Annotated in this window: 23 protein-coding genes; 11 read left to right on the top strand and 12 right to left on the bottom strand. The window is 76.0% G+C overall.

The features are described 5' to 3' along the window. Nucleotides 1-99: 99 nt before the first annotated feature. From AB8M62_RS15535 to AB8M62_RS15520, 4 genes are all read right to left on the bottom strand, one after another. Nucleotides 100-891: a GAF and ANTAR domain-containing protein gene (locus AB8M62_RS15535; RefSeq protein ID WP_369070133.1), complete on the bottom strand. Its 792-nt coding sequence runs from the start codon at nucleotides 889-891 to the stop codon at nucleotides 100-102. A gap of 90 nt (nucleotides 892-981) precedes the next feature. Continuing rightward, a complete protein-coding gene (locus AB8M62_RS15530) occupies nucleotides 982-3174 on the bottom strand; it encodes a SpoIIE family protein phosphatase (RefSeq protein ID WP_369070132.1) in 2193 nt (730 codons plus the stop codon). Nucleotides 3175-3250: 76 nt separating this feature from the next. Continuing rightward, the gene (locus AB8M62_RS15525; RefSeq protein ID WP_369070131.1) at nucleotides 3251-4216 is read right to left on the bottom strand and encodes a LacI family DNA-binding transcriptional regulator; all 966 of its coding nucleotides are present in this window, start codon (nucleotides 4214-4216) and stop codon (nucleotides 3251-3253) included. Between the two features lie 41 nt (nucleotides 4217-4257). Continuing rightward, nucleotides 4258-6213, bottom strand: coding sequence for an aldo/keto reductase (locus AB8M62_RS15520; protein ID WP_369056091.1), 1956 nt, complete (start codon nucleotides 6211-6213; stop codon nucleotides 4258-4260). A 215-nt stretch (nucleotides 6214-6428) separates the two neighbouring features. Here AB8M62_RS15520 and ilvD point away from each other — a divergent pair, with 215 nt between their 5' ends. The 5 genes from ilvD to AB8M62_RS15495 all read left to right on the top strand — a co-directional run bounded on the left by ilvD (nucleotide 6429) and on the right by AB8M62_RS15495 (nucleotide 12390). Further along, nucleotides 6429-8171: a dihydroxy-acid dehydratase gene (gene ilvD / locus AB8M62_RS15515; RefSeq protein ID WP_369056067.1), complete on the top strand. Its 1743-nt coding sequence runs from the start codon at nucleotides 6429-6431 to the stop codon at nucleotides 8169-8171. Between the two features lie 282 nt (nucleotides 8172-8453). Continuing rightward, the gene (locus AB8M62_RS15510; RefSeq protein ID WP_369056066.1) at nucleotides 8454-10319 is read left to right on the top strand and encodes an acetolactate synthase large subunit; all 1866 of its coding nucleotides are present in this window, start codon (nucleotides 8454-8456) and stop codon (nucleotides 10317-10319) included. After that, on the top strand, nucleotides 10319-10831 hold the full coding sequence (ilvN, locus tag AB8M62_RS15505) for an acetolactate synthase small subunit (RefSeq protein ID WP_369056065.1): 513 nt from the start codon (nucleotides 10319-10321) through the stop codon (nucleotides 10829-10831). The genes AB8M62_RS15510 and ilvN overlap by 1 nt, the downstream gene beginning before the upstream one ends. Nucleotides 10832-10875: 44 nt before the next feature. Then, on the top strand, nucleotides 10876-11904 hold the full coding sequence (ilvC, locus tag AB8M62_RS15500) for a ketol-acid reductoisomerase (RefSeq protein ID WP_369070130.1): 1029 nt from the start codon (nucleotides 10876-10878) through the stop codon (nucleotides 11902-11904). A gap of 60 nt (nucleotides 11905-11964) precedes the next feature. After that, nucleotides 11965-12390 (top strand): DUF3253 domain-containing protein, encoded by a 426-nt coding sequence (locus AB8M62_RS15495; protein ID WP_369070129.1) that lies wholly within the window; start codon nucleotides 11965-11967, stop codon nucleotides 12388-12390. Between the two features lie 47 nt (nucleotides 12391-12437). Here the strand turns inward: AB8M62_RS15495 and AB8M62_RS15490 are convergent, their stop codons facing one another. The 8 genes from AB8M62_RS15490 to map all read right to left on the bottom strand — a co-directional run bounded on the left by AB8M62_RS15490 (nucleotide 12438) and on the right by map (nucleotide 19106). Continuing rightward, nucleotides 12438-12770 carry an antibiotic biosynthesis monooxygenase family protein gene (locus tag AB8M62_RS15490; RefSeq protein WP_369054710.1) on the bottom strand — a complete coding sequence of 111 codons (333 nt, stop codon included), beginning with the start codon at nucleotides 12768-12770 and terminating at the stop codon, nucleotides 12438-12440. Nucleotides 12771-12853: 83 nt separating this feature from the next. Continuing rightward, nucleotides 12854-13399, bottom strand: a complete 546-nt coding sequence (locus tag AB8M62_RS15485) for an NAD(P)H-dependent oxidoreductase (protein ID WP_373694968.1) — start codon at nucleotides 13397-13399, stop codon at nucleotides 12854-12856. 106 nt (nucleotides 13400-13505) lie between these two features. After that, nucleotides 13506-14141, bottom strand: coding sequence for a hypothetical protein (locus AB8M62_RS15480; RefSeq protein WP_369070126.1), 636 nt, complete (start codon nucleotides 14139-14141; stop codon nucleotides 13506-13508). A gap of 103 nt (nucleotides 14142-14244) precedes the next feature. Continuing rightward, nucleotides 14245-15735 (bottom strand): glyceraldehyde-3-phosphate dehydrogenase, encoded by a 1491-nt coding sequence (locus tag AB8M62_RS15475; protein ID WP_369070151.1) that lies wholly within the window; start codon nucleotides 15733-15735, stop codon nucleotides 14245-14247. A gap of 199 nt (nucleotides 15736-15934) precedes the next feature. Then, nucleotides 15935-16954, bottom strand: a complete 1020-nt coding sequence (locus tag AB8M62_RS15470) for an LLM class F420-dependent oxidoreductase (RefSeq protein ID WP_369054715.1) — start codon at nucleotides 16952-16954, stop codon at nucleotides 15935-15937. 56 nt (nucleotides 16955-17010) lie between these two features. Continuing rightward, nucleotides 17011-17793 carry a polyphosphate--glucose phosphotransferase gene (gene ppgK, locus AB8M62_RS15465; RefSeq protein ID WP_369054779.1) on the bottom strand — a complete coding sequence of 261 codons (783 nt, stop codon included), beginning with the start codon at nucleotides 17791-17793 and terminating at the stop codon, nucleotides 17011-17013. 103 nt (nucleotides 17794-17896) lie between these two features. Next, nucleotides 17897-18091: a PspC domain-containing protein gene (locus AB8M62_RS15460; protein ID WP_369054716.1), complete on the bottom strand. Its 195-nt coding sequence runs from the start codon at nucleotides 18089-18091 to the stop codon at nucleotides 17897-17899. Nucleotides 18092-18236: 145 nt separating this feature from the next. Continuing rightward, nucleotides 18237-19106: a type I methionyl aminopeptidase gene (map, locus tag AB8M62_RS15455; protein WP_369054717.1), complete on the bottom strand. Its 870-nt coding sequence runs from the start codon at nucleotides 19104-19106 to the stop codon at nucleotides 18237-18239. 94 nt (nucleotides 19107-19200) lie between these two features. Between map and AB8M62_RS15450 the strand changes: the two genes are divergently transcribed. The 6 genes from AB8M62_RS15450 to AB8M62_RS15425 all read left to right on the top strand — a co-directional run bounded on the left by AB8M62_RS15450 (nucleotide 19201) and on the right by AB8M62_RS15425 (nucleotide 24801). Next, on the top strand, nucleotides 19201-19386 hold the full coding sequence (locus tag AB8M62_RS15450; protein ID WP_369054719.1) for a hypothetical protein: 186 nt from the start codon (nucleotides 19201-19203) through the stop codon (nucleotides 19384-19386). A 302-nt stretch (nucleotides 19387-19688) separates the two neighbouring features. Then, entirely contained in the window at nucleotides 19689-20948 is a 1260-nt protein-coding gene (locus AB8M62_RS15445) for a toxic anion resistance protein (RefSeq protein ID WP_369070125.1), read from the top strand. Between the two features lie 7 nt (nucleotides 20949-20955). After that, nucleotides 20956-21873 carry a hypothetical protein gene (locus AB8M62_RS15440; RefSeq protein WP_369054721.1) on the top strand — a complete coding sequence of 306 codons (918 nt, stop codon included), beginning with the start codon at nucleotides 20956-20958 and terminating at the stop codon, nucleotides 21871-21873. A gap of 33 nt (nucleotides 21874-21906) precedes the next feature. After that, nucleotides 21907-23193, top strand: coding sequence for a hypothetical protein (locus tag AB8M62_RS15435; RefSeq protein WP_369070124.1), 1287 nt, complete (start codon nucleotides 21907-21909; stop codon nucleotides 23191-23193). A 75-nt stretch (nucleotides 23194-23268) separates the two neighbouring features. Next, complete coding sequence (locus AB8M62_RS15430) at nucleotides 23269-24081, top strand: AIM24 family protein (RefSeq protein ID WP_369054724.1); 813 nt, start codon at nucleotides 23269-23271, stop codon at nucleotides 24079-24081. Nucleotides 24082-24225: 144 nt separating this feature from the next. Then, on the top strand, nucleotides 24226-24801 hold the full coding sequence (locus AB8M62_RS15425) for a TerD family protein (RefSeq protein WP_369054725.1): 576 nt from the start codon (nucleotides 24226-24228) through the stop codon (nucleotides 24799-24801). Nucleotides 24802-25041: the final 240 nt, after the last annotated feature.

The raw sequence follows: 25041 nt of genomic DNA, 5'->3' as shown, positions 1-25041 counted from the left end.
GCAGCGCACCGCTGTTTCACCGCGGTGTCCCGTCCGTGTCGGCGGTGTCCCGTCCGTCTCACAGGCCCCCGCGCCGCGCGTGAGGCCCGTGGTGGGGGCTCAGCGCTCCCGGCGGAGCTCCGTCCCGTCCTGCGCGCCGGGCGTCCGGCCGGTGCTGACGAGCTCGCGGGCCACGTCGTGCAGCCGCGTGTTCGTGTCCTGCGACACCCGCGACAGCAGCCGGAAGGCCTGCTGCCCGTCGAGGCCGTAGCGCTCCATGAGGATGCCCTGGGCCTGCCCGATGACGGTGCGCGTGCCCATGCCCTCGCGCAGCTGCTCCTCGCGCTGCGCCGAGGACAGCGCGACCGCCACCTGCGCGGCCAGGACGTGGGCGCGGTGCACGTCCCCGGTGCCGAAGGCGCCGGTGCTCGTGGCGTACAGGTTGAGGGCGCCCAGCTGGTCGTCGTCGGTGAACAGCTGGAAGGCCAGGGCGCTGCGCGCGGGCGTGGCGGCGACGACCCTGGCGGCCCAGTCGGGGTGCTCGGGGTCCCTCGCCAGGTCGGGCACGTGGACGACCTCGCGCTCGCGCAGCGCGCGCAGGCACGGGCCCTGCCCGGTCTCGTACTGCAGGGCGTCGGCCCGCTCGACCCAGGGAGCGGTGCTGACGGGCGTGCGGGTGCGCCCGCGGCGGTCGTGCAGGGTCACGCTGACCCCCGCGGCGGCGGGCACGTGCTCGACGACCAGCTGCACGGCGCGCTCCAGGGTCGGCTGCACGCCCTCCTCGGCCAGCAGCGCCCGGGCCGCCCGCGGCACCCAGCGCAGGAGCCCGCCCGCGCCGTCCGCCGCACCGCGCACCGCGCCGTCCGCCGCGCCGTCCGCCGCGCCCGTGCCGTCCGCCACGTCGCTCGCCACGCCGACCACCCCTCACCCGCGGGCCGCCCTGCTGCAGCCGCCGCCGTCACACTGCCACAGCGCCCGCGCGCGGGACGGGCGCTCGGCCGCTCAGGGCCGCGGCGCCGCCGCCAGCTCGGCCCACACGGTCTTGCCGTCGCCCTCGGCGCTGACGCCCCACGCGTCGGCCACGGCCTCGACGATGCCCAGCCCCCGCCCGCCCAGGGCGTCCTCGTCGGCGTGCCGCTCGCGCGGGTGGCGGGTGGAGCGGTCGCGCACCGACAGCGTCAGCCGGCCCGCGTCGCGGTCCAGGCGCAGGCCGACCACGGCCTCGCCCTCGGTGTGCACCAAGGCGTTGGTCACCACCTCGCTGAGGACCAGCTCCGCCTCGTCCAGGACGTGGCCCACGTCCCACGCGCTCAGCGCGGTGCGCAGGAACGCCCGCGCCTGCGCCACGGCCCGCACGTCCGCCGGCAGCGGCAGCGAGGCCTCCTGCACGTCCGCGGTGGCGCCGCGGTACTCCAGCACGAGCATCGCCGCGTCGTCGTCCAGGCGGTGCGGGATCCCCGCCATGATCTTGTCGGCGAGCGCCTCGGACCCCTCCGCGGCGGCACCGGCCAGGCTGGCGCGCAGGGCGTCCACCCCGGCGCCGAGCTGGTCGGCGCGCGACTCGACCACGCCGTCGGTGTAGAGGACCACCGTGCTGCGCCCGCGCAGCCGGTGCACGGCGGTGGCGTAGGTGGCCTCCGGGTCCACGCCCAGCGGCGGGCCGGGGTCGACCGCGGCCTCGCGCAGCCCGTCCTCGTCGGCCACCAGCGGTACGGGGTGCCCGGCGGAGGCCACCGTCAGCGTGCCCGCCTCCAGGTCCAGCCGCGCCAGGCAGCAGGTGGCGAACAGCTCGTCGGCCTGCTCCAGCAGCAGCCGGTTGGTGCGCTCCAGGGCCGCCGCGGGCCCGTGGCCCTCGGACACGTACGCGCGCACCGCCGTGCGCAGCTGCCCCATGAGGCCGGCGGCCGTCGTGCTGTGCCCCTGCACGTCGCCGATGACGAAGACGGCGTCCCCGTCCAGGGCGACGGCGTCGTACCAGTCGCCGCCCACCTCGGCGCCCACGACGGCCGGCTGGTAGCGCACGGCGACGTCGACGCGCTCCAGCACGGGCAGCCGCTGGGGCAGCAGCCCGCGCTGCAGGGCCCGCGCCAGCTCGGTGAGGGCGTCCACCGAGCGGGCCAGGTTCTCGCGCGCCGCGCGCTCGGCGTCCAGCAGCTGCGCCCGCTCCAGCGCCAGCGCCACCTGGGCGGCGACGCTGCGGAACAGCTCGACGTCCTCGCCGCCGGGGTCGGGCCCGCTCGCGCCGGACGCCTCGTCCCAGCCGACCTCCAGCGCGCCCAGGACCCGCCCGCCCCGGTCCACCAGCGGGACGGCGAGCGCCCCGGCGGACCCGTGCTCCGGGTCGGGCCCGGCGACGACGGGCGCGGCCCCGGCGACGGCCCGGGCCGCGGCCGACGGGGCGTCCAGCGGCACGGCCGCCTCGCCCCGCCCGCGGGCCGGGGGGTGCGTGCGCGCCAGCAGCAGGCCGCGGCCGGCGTCGAGCAGGTGCAGCGCCGCCCAGGCGCACCCGGCGGCCTCGGCGACGGCGCGGGGCACGCGCGCGCCGATGTCGGAGGTGGTCGCGCTGCGCGACAGGAGCGCGGTGATCGACTGCAGCAGGGCCGTGCGGCGGGCGGCGGCCGCGGCGGCGGCCTCGCGGTCCTCGGCCAGGCGCCGGGCGTGCTGCTGCTCGCCCAGCAGCAGCGCGCCGTCCACCGCGATGCCGGCCCCGCGCGCCGCCGTGACGGCCGCCGCCTCGGCGTCGGCGTCGAAGCGGCCCGGCTCGCGGTGCCCGAACAGCAGCGCGCCGATGACGCGCCCGCCGGAGGAGGTGACGGGGACGGCCAGGTAGCTGCGCACACCGAGGTGGTGCGGGGGCAGCCCGCCGGTGGAGCCGTGCCCGAAGCGCGGGTCGGCGGTGACGTCGTCCACCCGCACGGGGTCGGCGCCCGTGAAGGTGGGGGCGAACAGCGGGGTGTGGCGCACGGGCTCGGCCGTGGGGAACTGCGCGGGGTCCGCGCCGGCCAGCGTGAACAGGTCGAGCCGCTCCCCGCGGTCGTCGCGGTCGTGGTAGAAGAACGCGCCGAAGTCGGCGCCGGTCAGCTCCGTGGCCGCCACGGTGGCGGCGTGCAGGAGCGCGCGCAGGTCCCGGCCGTGGCGCAGGGACAGCGTCGTCATGTCGAGGAGCGTCTGGTGCTCCGCGCGGCGGTCGACCACGCCTAGAGACTACGTCGAGTTGCTAGATGCCACTGTCCGTGAGCATCGCGCCGGTCACCAGCGGGTCACCCGCCGATCACGTCGACTCGCCCACCACCAGCCGGTGCGCGACGGTGCGGCGCAGCTCCGCCGGCGCCCCCGGCTCCGGCGGGGACGCGTGCAGCGCCAGGACGAGGTCCAGGGCCTCGCGGGCCGCCGCGTCCACGTCCAGCGCGAGCGTCGTCAGGCGCGGGGCGACGTAGGCGCCGATCCCCAGCCCGTCCACCCCCACGACCCGCACCTCGCCGGGGACGTCGGCGCCGGCCCGCCGCAGCGCGCGCAGCGCCCCCAGCGCCGTCACGTCGTTGAAGGCCACGACGGCGTCCGGGCGCTGCCGGCGCTCCAGCGCCGCCCGGCAGCCCTCCTCGCCGCCGGCGAGGTCCGCGGCCGCCACGCGCTCGCGCGCCAGCGGGACGCCGCGCGCGGCGAAGGCGTCCAGGAACAGGCGCCCGCGCCGGCTGGGGGACTGCCCCAGGTCCAGCAGGACCGGGCGGTCCGTCCCGCGCTCCAGCAGGTGCTCCACGGCGTCGGCGACCGCCGCGCGCATGTCCAGCTCCACCCGCCCGCGCCCGCCGCGCACCTCCTGCGGGTCGATCTCCACCAGCGGCAGCGGCGCGGCACCGGTGACGTCCTCGGGGAACGAGGAGCCGGTGAAGGCGATCGCCGCGTCCACCCGCGCGGCGAACGCCTCCAGCGCCCCCGGCGGGCCGCCGCCGTGCTCGGCGAGGACGACGTGCCAGCCGGCCCGCGCGGCCCGCTTGAGCACCGCCGAGGCCAGCTCCGGGTAGTACGGGTTGGCCAGGTCGCCCACCAGCAGCCCCAGCGTGCGGCTGGAGCGGCGCACCAGGTCCCGCCCGTAGCGCGAGGGCCGGTACCCCAGCCGCCGCGCCTGCTCCAGCACCCGCTCCCGCGTGCTCTCGCTGATGCCCGGCATCCGGTTCACCGCGCGGGTGACCGTCTGCCGGCTGACCCCGGCGGCGCGCGCGACGTCGTGGATCGTCACCGCGCGCGCCGCCGCGGACCCCGGGAGCCGACCGGGCACGGTCAGTCCCGCAGGTCCAGCCACGCGACCTGCTCAGCGGTCAGCTCGACCTCCAGCGCCGACAGCGACCAGCGCAGCTCGGTGACGCTGCGCGGGCCGACCAGGGGGAACGTGGGGAACGGCTGGTGCAGGACGAACGCCAGCGCCACGGCCGTCGCCGGCACGCCCAGCTCGCGGCCCAGCTGCTCCGCGCGCCGCTTGCGCTCGAAGTTGGCGCCGCTGTAGTAGCAGCGCACCAGTTCCGCGTCGGAGCGGTCGTCCTCGTCGGCGCGCGCGAAGAACCCCCGCGCCTGCGAGGACCACGGCAGCAGCGGGATCTGCCGCTCGGTCAGCCACCGCTTGGACGCCTCGTCGGTGACGTGCTCGCAGCCGGCCCACGGCACGTCGAGCGCCTCGGCGAGGCCGAAGTGGTTGCTCAGCACGGTGAAACCCCGCTTGCCGTGCGCGGCGGCCCACGCGTTGGCCTCGTCCACGCGCGCCGGGCTCCAGTTGGACCCCCCGAACACGCCGATCCGCCCGGCCTCGGCGTGCTCGTCCAGGGCGTCGACGAACTCACCCACCGGGACGTCCGGGTTGTCGCGGTGCAGCATGTAGACGTCGGCCCGGTCGTGCTGCTGGTTCTCCAGCGACTCCAGCAGCTGCCGGGTCATCCCCTCCGGCGTGCACTCGGGCGTGTGGGCCCCCTTGAGCACCGCGACCACCTCGTCGCGCACGCCGCGGTTGGCCATCCACTGCCCGAACAGCTTCTCGTACCAGCCGCGCCCGTACCACCACGACGTGTCGAAGGTGTTCCCGCCGGCCTCGAAGAACGCGTCGAACAGCGCCGAGGCGTGCGCCAGGTCCGGCTGGTTGTCCACGCCCATCACCAGGCGCGACAACGGCTTCGCGACACCCGCGACCTCGCCGTACCGCATCGCGGAGCGGTCCGCCACCAGCGGCAGGCCGGAGACCGTGGGGATCGGCGCGTCGTCGCGCTCGAACGGGTAGCGCAGGCCCACGGCGGCGCGCCAGCGGTCCAGGACGCGCGCGGTGGCCAGGGAGTCCTCGGGCGTGAACTCGACCCGCTCACCGGCGGCGGCGCGGGCCAGGGCGTCGGCCTCGCGGGCGTAGGGGCGGGCGGCGGGGTCGTCGCCCGGGAACTCCCAGGTGCGGGGTTCCTCGCCGGCCACCCGCAGCTCCACGCGGCCGCCGCCTCGGAACGTCCACGGGTCGCTGACCGTCAGCACGCCGCGGGCGCCGGTGACCACCACGGACTCCGGGTCGGCCAGCCGCACGCCGGTGCGCACCGTCGCGGTGAGCCCGCCCGGGAACTCCAGGCGGGCGGCGGCGAACTCGTCGACGCCCGTCGGCCCGAGGGTGCCCACCGCGCGCAGCCCGGTGGGCTCGGCGCCGGCGAGCGCGCACGCGTACGTGACGGGGTAGCCGCCGACGTCGAGGATCCCGCCGCCGGCCACGTCGACGTCGAACAGGCGGCCCTCGCGCCCGCCGGTGTCGAAGGAGAAGCTGGCGTCCACGTGCAGCAGCTCGCCCAGCGCGCCCGAGCGCACCAGGTCCAGGACGGTGCGGGTCTGCTCGTGGAAGCGGTACATGTACGCCTCGACGAGCGCGACGCCGGCGCGGCGGGCGGCGTCGACGACGGCCATCGCGCTGCCGTGGTTGGGCGTCAGCGGCTTCTCCACGAGCAGGTGCTTGCCGGCGCGCGCGGCCGCGACCGCCAGGCGCGCGTGCGCGGTGTGCACGGTGGCGACGTAGACCGCGTCCACGCCCGGGTCGGCCAGGACCTCCTCGTAGCTGCCCGCGCGCACCTGCGAGCCCCCGCCGCCGAACTCCTCGGCGAAGGCGCGGGCGCGGGCCGGGTCGGAGCTGCCGACCGCGACGAGGCGCCCGCTGCGGCTGGCCGGCAGCTGGGAGGCGAAGCGGCGCGCGATGGCGCCGGGGCCGAGGACGGCCCAGCGCAGGGCGGGCGGGGCGGCGGCGTCGCCGGGGTGGACCGGGGCGGACGACGGGGCGGGGGACACGGCGACTCCTGTGGCGGGTGACGGCCGTGAACGTTCACGGCCACCGGTGAGCGTAGGGACCGCGCACCCGCCGGCACAAGGGCGGGCGGCCCGGCGGCGCGGGGGGCCTCGTGGGGGCGGGGAAGCGTCGGAACCGCCGCCTACACTCGACCGGCGTGAGCCTCGACACCCCCTCCGCCCAGCACGCCCAGCACCCGGTCGCCGCTCCCGGGGTGGACATCAAGCCGCGCAGCCGGCAGGTCACCGACGGCCTGGAGGCCACGGCCTCGCGCGGCATGCTGCGCGCCGTCGGCATGGGCGACGAGGACTTCGCCAAGCCGCAGATCGGCGTCGCCTCCAGCTGGAACGAGATCACCCCCTGCAACCTGCCCCTGGACCGGCTCGCGAAGGCCGTCAAGGACGGCGTCCACGCCGCCCACGGCTTCCCGCTGGAGTTCGGCACGATCTCCGTCTCCGACGGCATCTCCATGGGCCACGAGGGCATGCACTTCTCCCTCGTCAGCCGCGAGGTCATCGCCGACTCGGTCGAGACCGTGATGAGCGCCGAGCGCCTGGACGGCTCGGTCCTGCTGGCCGGCTGCGACAAGTCGCTGCCGGGCATGCTCATGGCCGCCGCCCGCCTGGACCTGGCCAGCGTCTTCCTCTACGCCGGCACGATCCTGCCCGGGCGCGCCAAGCTGTCCGACGGCAGCGAGCGCGAGGTCACCCTCATCGACGCCTTCGAGGCCGTCGGCGCCTGCGCGCGCGGGCTGATGAGCCGCGAGGACGTCGACGTCATCGAGCGCGCGATCTGCCCGGGCGAGGGCGCCTGCGGCGGCATGTACACCGCCAACACGATGGCCGCGGCCGCCGAGGCGCTGGGCATGTCGCTGCCCGGCAGCGCCGCGCCGCCGGCCACCGACCGCCGCCGCGACGGCTTCGCCCGCCGCTCCGGCGAGGCGGTCGTGAACCTGCTGGCCAAGGGCATCACGGCCCGGCAGATCCTCACCAAGGAGGCGTTCGAGAACGCCATCGCCGTCGTCATGGCCCTCGGCGGCTCCACCAACGCCGTGCTGCACCTGCTGGCCATCGCCTACGAGGCCGAGGTCGAGCTGACGCTGGACGACTTCGACCGGGTCGCCAGCCGCGTGCCGCACCTGGGCGACCTCAAGCCCTTCGGCCGCCACGTCATGGTCGACGTGGACCGCATCGGCGGCATCCCCGTCGTCATGCGCGCGCTGCTGGACGCCGGGCTGCTGCACGGGGACTGCCTGACCGTGACCGGGCGGACGCTGGCCGAGAACCTCGCCGAGATCGCCCCGCCGGACGTCGACGGCGTCGTGCTGCGCGCGCTGGACGACCCGATCCACGCCACGGGCGGCATCACGGTCCTGCGCGGCAACCTCGCCCCGGGCGGTGCGGTCGTCAAGAGCGCCGGCTTCGACACCGACGTCTTCGAGGGCACCGCGCGCGTGTTCGAGCGCGAGCGCGCCGCGCTGGACGCGCTGGAGGACGGCACCATCGGCGCCGGCGACGTGGTGGTCATCCGCTACGAGGGCCCCAAGGGCGGCCCGGGCATGCGCGAGATGCTCGCCATCACCGGCGCCATCAAGGGCGCGGGGCTGGGCAAGGACGTGCTGCTGATGACCGACGGCCGCTTCTCGGGCGGCACCACGGGCCTGTGCGTGGGGCACGTGGCGCCCGAGGCCGTCGACGGCGGCCCCATCGCCTTCGTGCGCGACGGCGACCGCATCCGCCTGGACGTGGCCGGCAAGACGCTGGAGGTCCTCGTGGACGAGGAGGAGCTGGCCGCCCGCCGCGAGGGCTGGGCGCCGCTGCCGCCGGTGTACACGCGCGGCGTCCTGGCCAAGTACGCCAAGCAGGTCCAGTCCGCCTCGGTGGGCGCGGTGTGCGTCTGAGCGCGGTGCCCGTCTGACGGGGTGAGACGCGCGTCTCACGATGTGGGACGCGACGCCCGCCCGGCTGACAGCCGGGCGGGCGGGGGTCTACGGTCGGTCCATGCGGTTCCTCGTAGCCATCGGACAGCGCGCCGGCTGACAGCCCGGCCGAGCGCGCGACCCCTCGTCATGCCTGCGGGCGGAGGGGTCTTTTCGCGTCCGGCGCAGGGACGACCGGACGCCGGGGTCCGCACGGGCCCCCGCAGGTCGACGAAGCACGAACCGCCCGAGGAGGAACGGACCATGCCGGACGTCACGCCGGTCAGCACCACCGACACCGCGCTGCCGCTCGACCCGACGCTGCCCGTCGCGTCGCTGACGGGAGCCCAGAGCCTCGTGCGCTCGCTCGAGGCCGTGGGCGTGGAGGTCGTCTTCGGGATCCCCGGGGGCACCATCCTGCCCACCTACGACCCGCTGATGGACTCCCCGCACGTGCGCCACGTCCTCGTGCGCCACGAGCAGGGCGCCGGGCACGCCGCCGAGGGCTACGCCGTGGCCACCGGCAAGGTCGGCGTCTGCATGGCGACCTCCGGCCCGGGCGCGACGAACCTCGTCACACCGCTGGCCGACGCGCACATGGACTCCGTGCCCGTCGTGGCCATCACCGGCCAGGTCGGCACCGCCGCCATCGGCACGGACGCCTTCCAGGAAGCCGACATCACCGGCATCACCCTGCCGATCACCAAGCACAGCTACCTGGTCACCGACCCCGCCGACATCCCCCGCGTGGTCAAGGAGGCCTTCCACCTGGCCTCCACCGGCCGCCCCGGCCCCGTCCTCGTGGACGTCCCGAAGTCGGTGCAGCAGTCGGTGACCTCCTTCGAGTGGCCGACCGAGGTCGACCTGCCCGGCTACCGGCCGGTGACCCGCCCGCACGGCAAGCAGGTCAAGGAGGCCGCGCGGATGATCGCCGCGGCCCACCGCCCGGTCTTCTACATCGGCGGCGGCCTGGTCAAGGCGGACGCCGCCGCGGAGATGACCGCGCTGGCCGACCTCACCGGCATCCCCGGCACCACCACCCTCATGGCGCGCGGCGTCCTGCCCGACTCGCACCCCACCAACCTCGGCATGCCCGGCATGCACGGGACGGTGGCCGCGGTGACGGCGCTGCAGAAGGCCGACCTGCTCATCGCCCTCGGCGCCCGCTTCGACGACCGCGTCACGGGGCAGCTGTCCACCTTCGCCCCGCACGCCAAGGTGATCCACGCCGACATCGACCCGGCCGAGATCGGCAAGAACCGCGCCGTGGACGTCCCGATCGTGGGCGACGGCAAGCTGGTCGTCGCCGAGCTGACCGCCGCCCTGCGCGCCGAGTTCGAGGCCAACGGGCGCACCGACATCACCCCCTGGCAGGAGCTGACCGAGAGCTGGCGGCGCGAGTACCCGCTCGGGTACACCGACAGCGAGGACGGCACGCTGGCCCCGCAGCACGTCATCTCCCGGATCGGCGCCATCGCCGGCCCCGAGGCGCTGTACGTGGCCGGTGTCGGGCAGCACCAGATGTGGTCGGCCCAGTTCGTCCGCTACGAGCACCCGCGCACCTGGCTGAACTCCGGCGGCCTGGGCACGATGGGCTACGCCGTGCCCGCCGCCATGGGCGCCAAGGTCGGCCGCCCCGAGGCGGTCGTGTGGGCCATCGACGGCGACGGCTGCTTCCAGATGACCAACCAGGAGCTCGCGACCTGCACCCTCAACGGGATCCCCGTGAAGGTCGCCATCATCAACAACTCCAGCCTCGGCATGGTCCGGCAGTGGCAGACGCTCTTCTACTCCGAGCGCTACTCCAACACCGACCTGAACTCCGGCGCCCACCACGGCGCGCACTCCGCGCCGGTGCCGGACTTCGTCAAGCTCGCCGAGGCCTACGGCTGCGTGGGGCTGCGCTGCGAGCGCCCCGAGGACGTGGACGCCACCATCGAGAAGGCCATGGCGATCAACGACGTGCCCGTCGTCGTCGACTTCCGCGTCCACCGCGACGCGATGGTCTGGCCGATGGTCGAGGCCGGCGTCAGCAACGACGCCATCCAGTACGCCCGCGGCGTCTCGCCGCGGTGGGACCGGGAGGAGGGGGCCGACACGGCCTCCGGCCCGGAGAAGGTGGTCTCCTGATGAGCCGGCACACCCTGTCCGTCCTGGTGGAGAACCGCCCCGGCGTCCTGACCCGCGTGACGTCGCTGTTCGCGCGCCGGAACTTCAACATCCACTCCCTGACGGTCGGGCCGACCGAGCGCAGCGAGATCTCGCGCATGACGATCGTCGTCGACGTCGAGAAGCAGCCGCTGGAGCAGGTGACCAAGCAGCTGAACAAGCTCGTCAACGTGCTGAAGATCGTCGAGCTGGAGGACGACGCGTCGGTGCAGCGCGAGCTGCTGCTGGTCAAGGTCCGCGCCGACGCCACCGTGCGCGGCGAGGTCCTCAGCACCGTGCAGCTGTTCCGCGCCCACGTCGTCGACGTGGCCCCGGACGCGGTCACCGTGGAGGCCACCGGCAGCCCCGACAAGCTGGCCGCGCTGCTGCGCGTGCTGGAGCCGTTCGGGGTCCGCGAGCTCGTCCAGTCCGGGTCCGTCGCGCTGGCGCGCGGCGGGCGGGCGATCTCCGACCGCGCGCTGCGCTCGGCCTGACCCACCCCCCGACCCCCCGAAAGACGAACCGAGGAGAGCCTGACGTGGCCGAGATGTTCTACGACGACGACGCCGACCTGTCGAAGATCACCGGGAGGAAGGTGGCGGTCCTGGGCTTCGGCAGCCAGGGCCACGCGCACGCGCTGTCGCTGCGCGACTCCGGTGTCGACGTCGTCGTGGGCCTGAAGGAGGGCTCCAAGAGCCGCGCCAAGGCCGAGGAGCAGGGCCTGGCGGTCCTCACCCCGGCCGAGGCCGCGAAGGCCGCCGACGTGATCATGGTCTTGGTGCCGGACCACCTGCAGCGCGGCCTGTACGCCGAGGCGATCGAGCCGAACCTGACCGCCGGCAAGGCGCTGTTCTTCAGCCACGGCTTCAACATCCGGTTCGGCTACATCAAGCCCCCGGCCGACGTCGACGTCGTCATGGTCGCCCCCAAGGGCCCGGGCCACCTCGTGCGCCGCGAGTACGTCGACGGCCGCGGCGTGCCCGTCATCGTGGCCGTCGAGCAGGACGCCACCGGCGGTGCGTGGGACCTGGCCCTGGCCTACGCCAAGGCCATCGGCGGCCTGCGCGCCGGCGGCATCAAGACGACCTTCACCGAGGAGACCGAGACCGACCTGTTCGGCGAGCAGGCCGTCCTGTGCGGCGGCGCGTCGGCCCTGGTGCAGACCGGGTTCGAGGTCCTCACCGAGGCCGGCTACCAGCCGGAGGTCGCCTACTTCGAGTGCCTGCACGAGCTCAAGCTCATCGTCGACCTCATGTACGAGGGCGGCATCGCCAAGCAGCGCTGGTCGATCTCCGACACCGCCGAGTACGGCGACTACGTCTCCGGCCCGCGCGTCATCGACGCCTCCGTCAAGGCGCGCATGCAGGACGTCCTGAAGGACATCCAGGACGGCACCTTCGCGCGCCGCTTCATCGAGGACCAGGACGCGGGCGCCCCGGAGTTCAAGCGCCTGCGCGAGCAGGGCGAGCAGCACCCCATCGAGAAGACCGGCCGCGAGCTGCGCAAGCTCATGGCGTGGGTGAAGTCGGACGACTCCGACTACGTCGAGGGCACCGCCGCCCGCTGACACCACCCGCACCGCCCGTGCCCCCTCGCGCCGCCCGGCGCGAGGGGGCACGCTCGTGCGGTGCCCCGCCGCTCCGCCGACGCGCCCGCCCGCTCGTCCTCGCGCTCCTCCGCCCACCCGCCCGCCAAGGACTGCGCGGTCTGCGGGCGCACCATCACCTGGCGCAAGAAGTGGGAGCGCGACTGGGAGGCGGTGCGCTACTGCTCCGACGCCTGCCGGCGCCGCGCCCGGGGGGCCGGCGCCCGCGAGGACGCCGCGCTGGACCGCGCCCTGGACGAGGCCCTCGACGCGGGCGGCCGGGACGGCGTCACGCCCGAGGAGGTCGCGCGGGCCGTGGGGGGCCAGGAGTGGCGCCCGCTGCTGGAACCGGCGCGGGCCGCGGCCCGGCGCCTCGTCGCGGCCGGCCGGGCGCAGCTGGTGCAGGACGGGCGGGTCGTGGACCCCTCCACGGCGAGGGGGCCGGTGCGGGTGCGCCGCCCGCGCTGAGCGCGGGCGGCGCGACGCCTCACGGGCGGGCACTCACGGGCGGGGACTCACGTCTCGTCGGGGCCCTGGAACACCATCGCCGGCTCGACCGAGAGCACGACCTCGAACTCCAGCAGGCTGGCGCCCGTGGCCACCGGCTGGGCCCGCTCGCCCGCGTGCGCGGCGCGCGCCCCGCCGGAGGACCACGCCTCGAAGGCGTCCTCGGTCTCCCAGCGCGTGTAGACGAAGTACCGCGTCTCCCCGCCCACGGGGCGCAGCAGCTCGAAGCCGAGGAAGCCCGGTGTGCCCTCCACGGCCCCCATCCGGTGGGCGAAGCGGCGCTCCAGCTCCGCGCCGCCGCCCTCGGGGACCTCGATCGCGTTGATCTTCACGACTGCCATGGGCGAGAGCCTGGCACGGGGGCGCGCGAGGTTCCCCCCGGGTGCCTCCCGGGTTCCTCCCGCAGCGCCCCCGGCCGCGGGGCTCAGGAGGTCAGGCGCCCGGCGATGGTGACCACGCGCTGGGCCAGGTGGTCCAGCGCCGCGAGCTCGGCCTCGCCCAGCGGCTGGTCGTTGTCGGCGCCCGTGACGTGCGAGACGCCGTAGGGGTTGCCGTCGACGAACTTCAGGCCGTCGGTGTAGCCGGGCGGGACGATGATCCCGCCGAAGTGGTAGATCGTGTTGTAGAGCGCGATGAGGGTCGTCTCCTGGCCCCCGTGCGCGGTCTGGCTGGCGGTGAAGCCGGCGTAGACCTTGTCGGCCAGCAGGCCCTGCGCCCACTGCGCGCCGAGGGAGTCGATGAAGGTCTTCAGCTGCCCGGCCACGTTGCCGTAGCGGGTGGGGGAGCCGAAGAGGACCGCGTCGGCCCACACGACGTCGTCCGCGGTCGCGGCGGGCTCGGTGGCCTCGGCGCTGTGCGCGGCCTGCGCCTCGCTGGCCTGGCGCTCACCCTCGGTGGTCTGGCGCGCGACCTGGCGCAGCCGCACCTCGGCGCCGGCGGCCTCGCCGGCGGCGGCGGCGCGCTGGGCCATGGCCCGCACGGTGCCGGTGGCGGAGTAGTAGACGATGGCGAGCTTCACGCTCACGGTGCCTCCTGCGTCGGGGTGTTGTTGAACGTGCAACCGCAGGGTAGCCGGGTCAGCCGCCGACGGCGAAGCGGTGCGCGCCCGGCACCCGCGCCGTCCCGGCCGGCACCCCGGCCCGGGCGCTGTCCCAGCCGACCGTCACCGAGCGCGCCGCGGCGGCCAGCACGTGCACCGGTCGGGCGCCGCAGCCCAGCTGGGCCGGGGTGGGGAAGGGGAAGGACACCTGCAGGCGCGCGCTGTCGGCGTCCAGGCGCGTCAGCGGGGTCGCGTCCGCCGAGCGCACCAGCGAGCTCGGGCCCGTGGTCACCGGCACCGAGCGCAGGCGGGGCAGCCAGGAGCCCTCGCAGCGCACGAGCACGTCGACCCGGGTACCGGCGGCCTCGACCAGGGAGGCGACCGGCTCCTCGCAGCCCTCGGTCCACGGGGAGCAGTCGGGCACGCCGCCCGAGGCGCCGAAGCCGCCGAGGACGACGTCGACGACGCCGTAGCCGCACAGCGCGCCGCTGCGCCCGCGCCAGCAGTCCGCGTCCAGCGGCCGGGTGCTGGCCGGTGCGGTCGTGGTCACCGCGGCGCTGCGCAGCACCAGGCCCCCGCCCGCCGCCGGTGCGGCGCTCGCGGGCACCGCCGGGGTGGCCAGGGCCGCGAGGGGCAGCGCGGACAGCAGCGCGGCGGCGAGGGTGCGGCGCATCGGGGGACCTCCAGGAGTGTCGGGACGTCACTCACTGTGGCACCGCGGGTACTCCTGGTGGTCCGGAACGGTGACAGGTTGCGGCGAACGGGTGACGCGCGGCTCAGCCGCCTGACACGGGCACCCCCACCGCCGGTGCTCCCGCCGGTGCTCCCGCCGGTGCTGCGGCGTCCGGCCGACGCACGTCGAGCACCAGCGGCGCCAGCGGCGGCAGGACGGGCCGGCGCACGCCCTGCATGACCTCGGCCACCCGCACCACCTGCTCGGAGTAGCCGCGCTCGTTGTCGTACCAGACGTAGACCACGAGGTGCCGGCCGTCGGCGATCGTCGCGCGGCCGTCCACCACGCCCGTGGTCCGCGTGCCGACGAAGTCGGAGGAGACCACCTCGGGGGAGTCGACGTAGTCGACCTGGTCCTGCAGCGGGGAGGACAGCGACACCCCCCGCAGGAAGGCGTTGACCTCCTCGCCGGTCACCTCCCGCGACAGCTGCAGGTGCAGGATCGCCAGCGACACGTCCGGCGTGGGCACGCGGATCGCGTTGCCCGTCAGCTTGCCCGCCAGCTGCGGCACGGCCTTCCCCACCGCGCGCGCTGCCCCCGTCTCGGTGATCACCATGTTGAGGACGGCGGAGCGGCCGCGCCGGTCGCCGCTGTGGAAGTTGTCGATGAGGTTCTGGTCGTTGGTGAAGCTGTGGACGGTCTCCACGTGGCCGTGCACCACGCCGAAGCGGTCGTCGAGGACCTTCAGCACGGGGCTGATGGCGTTGGTCGTGCAGCTGGCGGCCGAGGCGATCCGGTCGCGGTCCTCCAGGACGTCCTCGTTGAGGCCGTGCACGACGTTCTTGACCGTCCCCTTCCCGGGGGCCGTCAGCAGGACCCGCCCCGCGCCCGGGCTGCGCAGGTGCCGGGCCAGGCCCGCGGCGTCGCGCCACTTCCCGGTGCTGTCGACCACGAGCGCCTCGCGGATCCCGTGCGCGGCGTAGTCGACCGCGCCGGGGTCGTCCGAGCGCAGCACCTGCACCACCACCCCGTTGGCGGTGATGGTCTCGCGCTCCTCGTCGACGGTGATGGTGCCGGGGAACTTGCCGTGCACCGAGTCGCGGCGCAGCAGGCTCGCGCGCTTGACGAGGTCGCCCGCGCCCCCGTGGCGCACCACCACCGCGCGCAGCCGCAGCCCGTGCGGGTGGTCGCCGTGCTCCAGCAGGATCCGCGCCACCAGCCGGCCGATGCGCCCGAAGCCGTACAGGACGACGTCGCGCTGCCCGCACGGCCGCTGCCCGCGCAGCCCCAGCACGGGCGCCAGGTCGGCGCGCACCCGCTCCTCCAGCGTCGCCCCCGCCCCCCGGGCGCCCAGGCGGGCGACGTCCACCACGGCCGGGCGCAGGTCCAGCCCGCACAGCAGGTGCAGCAGCGACAGGGTCCGCTCCAGCGGCAGCTCGGCGTCGTCGACCCGCCGGGCGAAGCGGTGGGCCTTGACGATGCCGACGACGGACTTGCCCACGAGGCTGCGGCCGTGGACGGTCGCGGTGACGCCCCGGTCGCGGTGCAGGCGTCCCACGAGCGGGACGATCGCCTCCGCCAGGGCCAGCTTCAGCGACCAGGACTCCGGCTCGGACGGGCCGGCGGGGTCCGCGGGGTCCGCGGCGTCGGGGGTGGGCGTGGCGGGCACGGCGCAGCGCTCCTGGGGTGGACGACGGTGTCCGGTCCACCGTCCCCCGGCGGCACCGTGCGCGTCGACCCCCACCGGCCGTGAAGATCCGACGATCTTCACGGCCGGCCGGGGCGCGGAGGCGTCAGCCCAGGTCGCGCAGCGCGGGCAGGACCTCGCGCTCGAACAGCTCGATGCCGCTGGTGTCGGTGGCGGCCTCGGGGAAGTAGAAGATCGGGTAGGTCATGCCGGCCTCGACGACGGGGCGCAGCTTCTCGACGATCTGCTCGGGCGTGCCCACCGCCGGCAGGTCCGGCGCCAGCGACTGCAGCTCGCGCTCCACGGCCGCGGCGGACACGTGCGGCTCCAGCTGGGCGCGGCGGGCCGCCACGCGCTCGGCGACCTCCGCCTCGTCCCGGCCGACCGCCACGTTGTAGTTGGCCGAGCGGACGATCTCCGCCGGGTCGCGCCCGACGTCCGCGCAGTGGGCGAAGAGCACCTCCGACTTGTGCCGGAACTCCTCCAGCGTGCCGTCGAAGTTCGTGTACTGCGCGTACTTCGCGGCCGTGCGCAGGGTCTTGCGCTCCCCGCCGCCGGCGATCCACAGCGGGATGCCGCCCTCCTGCGCGGGCAGCGGCCGCACGATCGCGCCGTCGGTGCGGTAGTGCTCGCCGGAGAACGTCGAGACGCCCTCGCGCCAGGCCTGCGCCATGACCTGCACGCCCTCGTCGAGGGCGGCCAGCCGCTCGCCGGCCGAGGGGAACCCGTAGCCGTAGGCGCGCCACTCGTGCTCGTACCAGCCGGCCCCGATGCCCATCTCGACGCGCCCGCCGGTCAGCACGTCGATGGTGGCGGCGACCTTCGCCAGGTAGGCGGGGTTGCGGTAGGCCATGCACGTGCACATCTGCCCCAGCCGCACGCGGCGGGTGGCGGCGCCCAGCATGGCCATGAGGGTCCACGCCTCGTGGGTGGCCTGGTCGGTGGGCTCGGGGACGGTGTGGAAGTGGTCGTACACCCAGACCGACTCCCACAGGCCGCCCTCGTCGGCGCGGCGGGCGAGCCCGCTCATCGCCGCCCAGTGGTCGGCGGGGTCCAGCCCCACGAGGTCGTGCCGCCAGCCCTGGGGCACGAACAGGCCGAAGCGCGTCGTCGCGTCCTGCGTCATGCCGCGAACCTAGCGCCGCGCCGGGTCCCGCTGACAGCGGGGACCCGCGCCGGGACCTAGCGCGCCGAGCGCGCGGCGGCCGCCGCCAGGCACGCCGCGCCGATGATGCCGGCGTCGTTGCGCAGCTGCGCCGGCACGATCGGGGTGCGCAGGTCCAGCAGCGGCAGGAACTTCTCGTGCTTCTTGGACACCCCGCCGCCCACGACGATCAGGTCCGGCCACAGCAGGTCCTCCACGTGGGAGTAGTAGCGCTGCAGGCGCTTGGCCCAGTGCGCCCAGGACAGGTCGTCGCGCTCGCGGGCGGAGTCGGCGGCCTTCTTCTCCGCGTCGTGCCCGCCGATCTCCAGGTGGCCGAGCTCGGTGTTCGGCACCAGCGTGCCGTCGACGACCAGCGCGCTGCCGATGCCCGTGCCCAGGGTCGTCACGAGGACCACGCCGCGCACGCCCTTGGCCGCGCCGAACGCCGTCTCGGCGTACCCGGCCGCGTCGGCGTCGTTGACCACGACGACCGGCCGCCCGGCGGCCTCGGAGAACAGCGTCTCGGCGTCGGTGCCGATCCAGGAGCGGTCCACGTTGGCGGCGGTGCGGGTGATGCCGTGCTGGACGACGGCCGGGAAGGTGACGCCCACGGGGACGTCGGCGTGCTCGGGGAAGCGGGCCAGCAGGTCGGCCACGACGGCGGCGACCGCGGCCGGGGTGGAGGGCTGCGGGGTCTCCACCCGCACCCGCTCGGCGGCGAACGCGCCGGCCGCCAGGTCCACCGGGGCGGCCTTGATGCCCGAGCCGCCGACGTCCACCCCGAGGGCGGAGCCGCCGCCGGTGGCGGCGCCGGGCGACAGCACGCTGTCGGCGGTGGGGGTGCTGGCGGGGGTGGCGTCGTCGCGGGTCACGGTCGCCGACTCTAGGGGCGCGGCGGCCGTCCTGCCGAGCGCGCCCGGCCCCTCAGCCGGGGTCCTTCGGCATGATCGCCCACAGCACCAGGTAGACGACCACCTGCGTGCCCGGCAGCAGCAGCGAGGCGACGAACAGCGCCCGCACGAGGGTCGGCGACCAGCCGAACCGGCGGGCCAGCCCGGCGCACACGCCGGCGACCACCTTGCCCTGCTGCGGACGGGACAGGCTCGTTCCAGCGGCCACGACGACCTCCTCCTGCGCGGGGCGGGGACCCGGCCGGTCCCCGCCGCTGGCCGCGACGCTGCCACCGGCGCCGGTCCACCGCCAGGGCTGCCGGGGTCGGACCGGGGTCGGCTCCGGGTCCGGTCGGGGTCCTCCCGGGCGGGCGTCAGGGGACGGTCAGCACCTCGGCGCCGGTCTCCGTCACGACGAGGGTGTGCTCGAACTGCGCGGTGCGCGAGCGGTCCCGGGTGACGGCCGTCCAGCCGTCCTCCCACAGGTCCCACTCGTGCGTGCCCAGGGTGAGCATCGGCTCCACGGTGAAGACCATGCCCGGCTCGATGAGCGTGCCGTGCTCGGGCGCGGCGTCGTGGTGCGGGACGACCAGGCCCGTGTGGAACGCCGGCCCGACCCCGTGGCCGGTGAAGTCGCGCACCACCCCGTAGCCGAAGCGCCGGGCGTACGCCTCGATGACGCGGCCCACGACGTTCAGCGGGCGCCCGGGCGCGACGGCCGCGATGCCCCGGCGGGTGGCCTCGCGGGTGCGCTCGACGAGCAGGCGGGACTCCTCGTCCACCTCCCCGACGCAGAACGTGGCGTTGGTGTCGCCGTGCATCCCGTCCAGGTAGGCGGTGACGTCGACGTTCACGACGTCCCCCTCGCGCAGCACCGTGGAGTCGGGGATCCCGTGGCAGACGACCTCGTTGACGCTGGTGCACAGCGACTTCGGGAAGCCGCGGTAGCCGAGCGTGGACGGGTAGGCGCCGTGGTCGAGGAGGAACTCGTGGCCGACGCGGTCCAGCTCGTCGGTCGTGACGCCCGGGGCCACGTGCCGGCCGACCTCGGCCAGCGCGCGGGCCGCCAGCCGGCTGCTGCGCCGGATCCGCTCGACGCCCTCGGCGTCCACGACGTCGGGCCCGGTCCACGGCGCGGGCGCGGGGCGGTCCACGTACTCCGGGCGCGGGATCGAGGCGGGCACGGGCCGCCGGGGGCCGACGGTGCCGGGGACGAGCGCGGCCGGGGGAGCACCGGGGGTCATGCCCGGATCCTAGGTCGCCGCCCGCACCCGGCCCCCCGCCGGCGGCGCGCGCGCGGGGCGTGCGCGGGGTGGCCCGGCGGCGCAGGATGCCCGCATGAGCCAGGGACCGTTCTACTTCAACGTCGACACCGGCCAGGTGGAGGAGGAGCGCGGCAAGAGCCAGCAGCAGCACCTCATGGGCCCCTACGCCACCCGCGAGGAGGCCGCGCGGGCGCTGGAGACGGCGCGCGCGCGCACCGAGGCGTGGGACCGCGAGGACGCCGAGGAGGACGACCGCTGAGCCGCCCGGAGCCGTCCAGCCCCTCCCCGAGCGCTCGGGGGGCACTCGGGGGCGGCCCCCCGCGTTCGACGGACGACGGGCGTCCTCGCTCCGCCGCCCGGGGCAGGCCCGGGTACGACGTGCGGTGGATGACCGCCGGGGCCCGGCCGGGCGATGATCGACCGGGCGCCGGCCGTCGCCCGGCCCCGTGACGGGGTCGCGACCTACGATGGCCGGGCAGCCCGGGGCGACCCGGGGCAGCAGGGCGCCGGCCGCCGCAGCACCGCGGCGGGCGGGGCAGTCGAGAGGACCGGGGGAGACACATGTCGGAGTCGCTGGACCTGAGCAAGCCGCTGAGCCCGCCGTCGGCTCCCGCGGCCCCGCCCGCGACCGACCTGCAGCTGACGCCGCCCGCCCCCGTGCCCGTCGTCGCCGACGACCAGGCCGAGAGCATGATCCCGCTGGACGAGGCCACGCGCACCGAGCTGGCCCGCAAGGCGCAGGCGTTCGTCGAGGACCTCGCCGCCCAGGACCCGCGCTCGCCCGCGTTCGCCAAGAAGGTCGACGACATCGTGCGGATGGGCGAGCAGGAGGTGCGCGCCTCGGCGCAGGTGTCCAACCGGATGCTCGAGCGCCCGGCGTCCTCGCTGGCCGGCGCCAAGGGCCAGAAGGCCTCCGGCCCGGGCGCCGACGCGCAGGTCAAGGTCGCCAACACGCTGCTGGACCTGCGCCGCACGGTCACCGAGCTCGACCCCGGCCGCGCCGACCTCAAGGGCCCGCGCCGGCTGCTGGGGGTCATCCCCTTCGGCAACAAGGTCCAGCGCTACTTCGAGCGCTACGCCGACGCCCAGTCCCAGCTCGACGCCATCATCAAGGCCCTGGCCTCCGGGCAGGACGAGCTGCGCAAGGACAACGCCTCCATCGAGGCGGAGAAGCAGAACCTGTGGGCCACGATGGGCAAGCTCACCGAGTACGCCACGCTGGCCAAGTCGCTGGACGCCGCCACCGTCGCCAAGGTCGAGCAGCTGCGCGGCAGCGACCCGCAGGCCGCGGAGGCCCTCACCTCCGACGCCCTGTTCCCGATCCGCCAGCGCCACCAGGACCTGCTGACGCAGCTGGCGGTCAGCGTGCAGGGGTACCTGGCGCTGGACCTGGTGCGCAAGAACAACATCGAGCTCATCAAGGGCGTCGACCGCGCGCGCACGACGACGGTCTCGGCGCTGCGCACCGCGGTGGTCGTCGCCCAGGCGCTGGCCAACCAGAAGCTGGTCCTGGACCAGATCAACGCGCTGAACACGACGACGAACCAGATGATCCTGTCGACGTCGGAGATGCTGCGGCAGCAGACCGGGCAGATCCACGAGCAGGCCGCCAGCGCCACCGTGTCGGTGGAGACGCTGCAGAAGGCCTTCGACAACGTGTTCGCCACGATGGACGCCATCGACACCTTCAAGCAGCAGGCCGTCGTGAGCATGGCCACGACCGTCGACGCGCTCGAGGGCCAGGTGCACCGCTCCCGCTCCTACCTGGAGCGCGCCCGCAACGGCGAGCAGGCGGGCCCGGCCCTCGAGGGGGGTCGGTGAGCAGGCCGTGAGCGAGCGGACGCAGGGACCGGCGCCCCGGGCCCTGCGCGGTCAGCGGCGCGAGGTCGCGCCCACCGGCGCGCACCCCGTGCGGCGGGGCGCCCGCGGCGCGGCGCAGGCCCCGCCCGAGGTCGTCTCGCGGCGGCTGCGCAGCCGCACCTGGCGCGCGGCGAACTCGTGGTGGCTGGCGCTGCCGGCGGTCGGGCTGCCCTGGCTGGCGTTCCTCTACATGGGCCTGCGGGCCCGGCGGCCCCAGTGGGTGGCCGCCTCCGCGGGCTACTTCGCCGGTGCGGGCGGGGCGCTGGCGCTCCTGCTCGCCGACGCGACGCTGCTGAACCTGCTCGGCGCCCTCGGGCTGCTGGGCCTGTGGGGTCTGGGGCTGGTGCACTCGGTCATGGCGAACTCCCGGTGGTTGCGCATCAAGGCGGCCTTCACCGACCAGCCGGTCCTGCCGGCGGCGCCGCAGCCGGCGGGGCCGGCCGCCCCGCTCGCCCCGCGCGACCCGGTCGCCGTCGTCGGCGAGCAGCTGCGCGCGCTGGTGCGCCGCGTCAACGCCGCCGGCGGCCGCCTGCCGGACGGGGCGGTGCCCAAGGTCCGCGAGATCGAGGACGTGCTGCGCCCCGTCATCGCCCACGTCGCCAAGCGCGGCGTGGAGGCCGAGGAGCTGCACCACCTGGAGACGATCGTCGGGGAGTACCTGCCCGCGGCGGTCGACCGCTACCTGGACCTGCCCGACGACTACGCGCGCACCCGCCGCGGCGCGACGGGCGCGACCCCGGCGCAGGAGCTCCTGACCCAGCTCGGGCTGCTGCACGAGGGGGCGCTGCAGCTGCGCAGCGCGGTCTACGACCACGACGCGCAGCAGCTGGCCGTGCAGGGCCGCTTCCTGGACGCCAAGTTCCGCCGTTCCGACCTCGACCTGTAGCCCAGACCCGCCACCGATCCGAGGGGGTGCACCGTGGCCGTCGACCTCATCAAGCCGGGAGCGGGGGAGGACCCGCGGGAGCCCGTCGCGGGCGCCGCGCCCGCTGTGCCCGTCGCGCCCGTCGTGCCCGCTGTGCCCGTCACCGTGCCCGTCGCCGCGCCCGCCGAGCCCCTCGTGCCCGCGGACCCGCCGGCCCCCGTCGCCCCCGGCGACGTCGTCGCCCGGCCGCTGCGCAACCAGCTGCAGGAGGAGCTGCCCGGCCGCCGCGGCCGGCTGCACGACCGTGTCCACTCGCAGGTCCACGCGCAGGTCCAGTCGCAGGTGCAGGACGCGTTCAGCCTGCAGGAGCGGGTGCAGGCGCAGGTGCAGGAGGCGCTCAACGCCCGCCTGGTGCTGCGGGGCCAGCGCCCGCCCGCCCACCGCCCGCACCCCGCCGCCCTCGAGCTGCCGCCGCCCCCGCCGCCCGTCCCGCAGGTGCGCCGGCCCGGGCCGATGGCCTCCTGGGGCGAGGACTGGGTGGTCCTGGACGAGCGGACCCTCAAGCCGGCCGGGGTGAACCTGCCCCGCCTCGGCTTCGTGCCGGCCCCCGTCCTCGGCGCCGTGCGCGGCACCTGGCTGGCCGTGTGGATCGTCCTGTTCGCGATCGGCGCCCCCGCCGCCGCCCTGCCGCTGATGATCCTGTGGATCGTGGCGACGGCCTCCTTCGACGAGCACGCGCGCACGCTGCGCAAGCGCCGCAAGCGGGAGCTGAACCGGCTGCGCACGCAGGGCCGCACCGGACCGCCGCCGCACCCGGGCGGCGGCGCGCCCCCCGGCCCGCCACCCGGCGGGCCGCGCGTGCAGCCCCCGCCGCCCGCCCGGCCGGCCGCCGGGCCCCCGCCGCCCCCGTCCCCGCCGGTCACGTCGGAGGCCGAGCGCTCGCTGGAGCGCGTCGTCCAGCGGGTCCAGGGCGCCCGCGAGCGGTTCGAGGAGCCCGAGCTGGACCTGTTCCGCCGCGTGGAGGGCGTCCTGACGCCCCTGCTGGTGGCGCTGCGCACCCGCGGGGCCCCCGTCGAGGTGCGCCACGACCTGGAGGCCATCGCCCGCGAGCACCTGCCGCGCACGGTGGAGGACTTCCTGGTCCTGCCGGCCGACTACGCCCGCGAGCACCGCACGGCGGCCGGCACCACCCCGGCCGACGAGCTGCGCAAGCAGCTGGAGCTGCTGCACACCGGCGCCCTGCAGCTGCGCGACGCCCTCCACGACCGCGACGTGGACCGCCAGGTGCAGCAGAGCCGCTTCCTCGAGGCGAAGTTCCGCCGCAGCGACCTGGACCTCTGAGCCGCCCGCGCAGCTCACTCCCCGCCCGCCCCGCACCGCCCGCGCCCGCGCGCGCCACCCCCGGAGGACACCCCCGTGACCCTCGACGTCCAGCTCGTCGGCACGACCACCCAGATGGCCGTCGTCTCCCTGCGCCCCGGCCAGGTCGTCTACTGCGAGGCGGGCAAGTTCCTCTTCTCCTCCGGCGACGTGCGGATGGAGACCAAGCTGTCGGCGCCCGCCGACCCGCACGCCGGCACCGCCGCGGGACCCGGCGGCGGGCTGGGCGGGCTGCTGCGCGACGCGGTGGGCGCCGGCAAGCGGATGCTCGCCGGGGAGTCCTTCGCCTTCCAGCACTTCTCCACCCCCGGCGGCGACGGTCTGCTCGGCCTGGCCGGCGTGCTGCCCGGCGAGATGCGCCACCTGGAGCTCGACGGCGCCACCACGTGGTTCGCGGAGAAGGACGCCTTCGTCGCCGCCGAGGCGGGCGTGCACTTCGACGTCGCCTTCAGCGGGCTCGGGCAGGGCCTCATGGGCGGGGAGGGCTTCGTCCTGGAGAAGTTCACCGGCCGCGGCTCCCTGCTGCTGGCCGGCGCCGGCGACTTCATCGACATCAACCCCGCCGACTACGGCGGCACGCTGCGCGTGGACACCGGCTGCGTCGTCGCCTGGGACGACCGCATCACCTACGGCGTGGAGACCGTCGGCCGGCTCAACCGCCAGGGCGTGATGAGCGCCGTCTTCGGCGGCGAGGGCCTGACCCTGGCCACGCTGCGCGGGAACGGGCGCGTCATCCTGCAGTCGGTGACCATCGAGGCCTTCGCCAAGGCGCTCGCCAAGAACAGCCGGAAGCCCGACCAGCAGGGCACCGGCGCGCTGGGAGGCCTGTTCTCCGGCTCGCGGGACTGACCCGCGGGGCGCAGCCTCCCAGGGGACGCGCAGCCACCGGGCGGCACTCACCGCCCGCGGCGCGCGTTCGACAGCACGGACGCCGGCCCCGGGCCGGCGCAGGACGGACACGACGGTGGGCGACCACCAGGACGGAGCGACACCATGGGCGTCAGCCTCAGCAAGGGCGGCAACGTCTCCCTCACCAAGGAGGCGCCGGGCATGACCCGCGCCGTCGTCGGGCTCGGCTGGGACGCGAACAGCTTCACCGGCGCCGAGTTCGACCTCGACGCGCAGGCCATCATGGTCGGCCCCGACGGCAAGGTGCCCAACGACGGCTACTTCGTCTTCTTCAACCAGCTCAAGAGCCCCGAGGGCTCCGTCGAGCACACCGGCGACAACCGCACCGGTGAGGGCGACGGCGACGACGAGAAGATCAACGTGGACCTGTCCGGCATCCCCGCCGAGATCGACAAGGTCGTCTTCACGGTCGCCATCTACGACGCCGACACCCGCAAGCAGTCCTTCGGCCAGGTCCGCAACGCCTTCATCCGCGTGGTGAACGCCGACGGCGGCGCGGAGGTCGCCCGCTACGACCTGTCCGAGGACGCCTCCACCGAGACCGCCATGGTCTTCGGCGAGCTGTACCGCAACGGCGCGGACTGGAAGTTCCGCGCCGTCGGCCAGGGCTACGCCTCGGGCCTGCGCGGCATCGCCACGGACTTCGGCGTCAGCGTCTGAGCACCCGCGGCGCGTGAGGCGGGGGGGGGCCCCCCCGCCCGGGGCGCCCCCCCCCCCCCCCCCCCCCCCCCCCCCCCCCCCCCCCCCCCCCCCCCCCCCCCCCCCCCCCCCGCCCCCCCCCCCCCCCCCCCCCCCCCCCCCCCCCCCCCCCCCCCCCCCCCCCCCCCCCCCCCCCCCCCCCCCCCCCCCCCCCCCCCCCCCCCCCCCCCCCCCCCCCCCCCCCCCCCCCCCCCCCCCCCC

Source organism: Kineococcus terrestris (assembly GCF_041020755.1).
In the GTDB taxonomy this organism is placed as follows: Bacteria; Actinomycetota; Actinomycetes; order Actinomycetales; family Kineococcaceae; genus Kineococcus; species Kineococcus terrestris.
Note: the sequence above shows the minus strand (reverse complement) of the source record. Positions and strands in the feature narration are given on the sequence as shown.

Bases quoted from the DNA above. Each gene is read 5' to 3' on its own strand.
- AB8M62_RS15510 (WP_369056066.1), top strand. From the start codon at position 8,454: ATGCCGGACGTCACGCCGGTCAGCACCACCGACACCGCGCTGCCGCTC.
- ilvN (WP_369056065.1), top strand. From the start codon at position 10,319: ATGAGCCGGCACACCCTGTCCGTCCTGGTGGAGAACCGCCCCGGCGTC.
- AB8M62_RS15490 (WP_369054710.1), bottom strand. From the start codon at position 12,770: ATGGCAGTCGTGAAGATCAACGCGATCGAGGTCCCCGAGGGCGGCGGC.
- AB8M62_RS15485 (WP_373694968.1), bottom strand. From the start codon at position 13,399: ATGGCCCAGCGCGCCGCCGCCGCCGGCGAGGCCGCCGGCGCCGAGGTG.
- AB8M62_RS15480 (WP_369070126.1), bottom strand. From the start codon at position 14,141: ATGCGCCGCACCCTCGCCGCCGCGCTGCTGTCCGCGCTGCCCCTCGCG.
- AB8M62_RS15470 (WP_369054715.1), bottom strand. From the start codon at position 16,954: ATGACGCAGGACGCGACGACGCGCTTCGGCCTGTTCGTGCCCCAGGGC.
- map (WP_369054717.1), bottom strand. From the start codon at position 19,106: ATGACCCCCGGTGCTCCCCCGGCCGCGCTCGTCCCCGGCACCGTCGGC.
- AB8M62_RS15450 (WP_369054719.1), top strand. From the start codon at position 19,201: ATGAGCCAGGGACCGTTCTACTTCAACGTCGACACCGGCCAGGTGGAG.
- AB8M62_RS15445 (WP_369070125.1), top strand. From the start codon at position 19,689: ATGTCGGAGTCGCTGGACCTGAGCAAGCCGCTGAGCCCGCCGTCGGCT.
- AB8M62_RS15425 (WP_369054725.1), top strand. From the start codon at position 24,226: ATGGGCGTCAGCCTCAGCAAGGGCGGCAACGTCTCCCTCACCAAGGAG.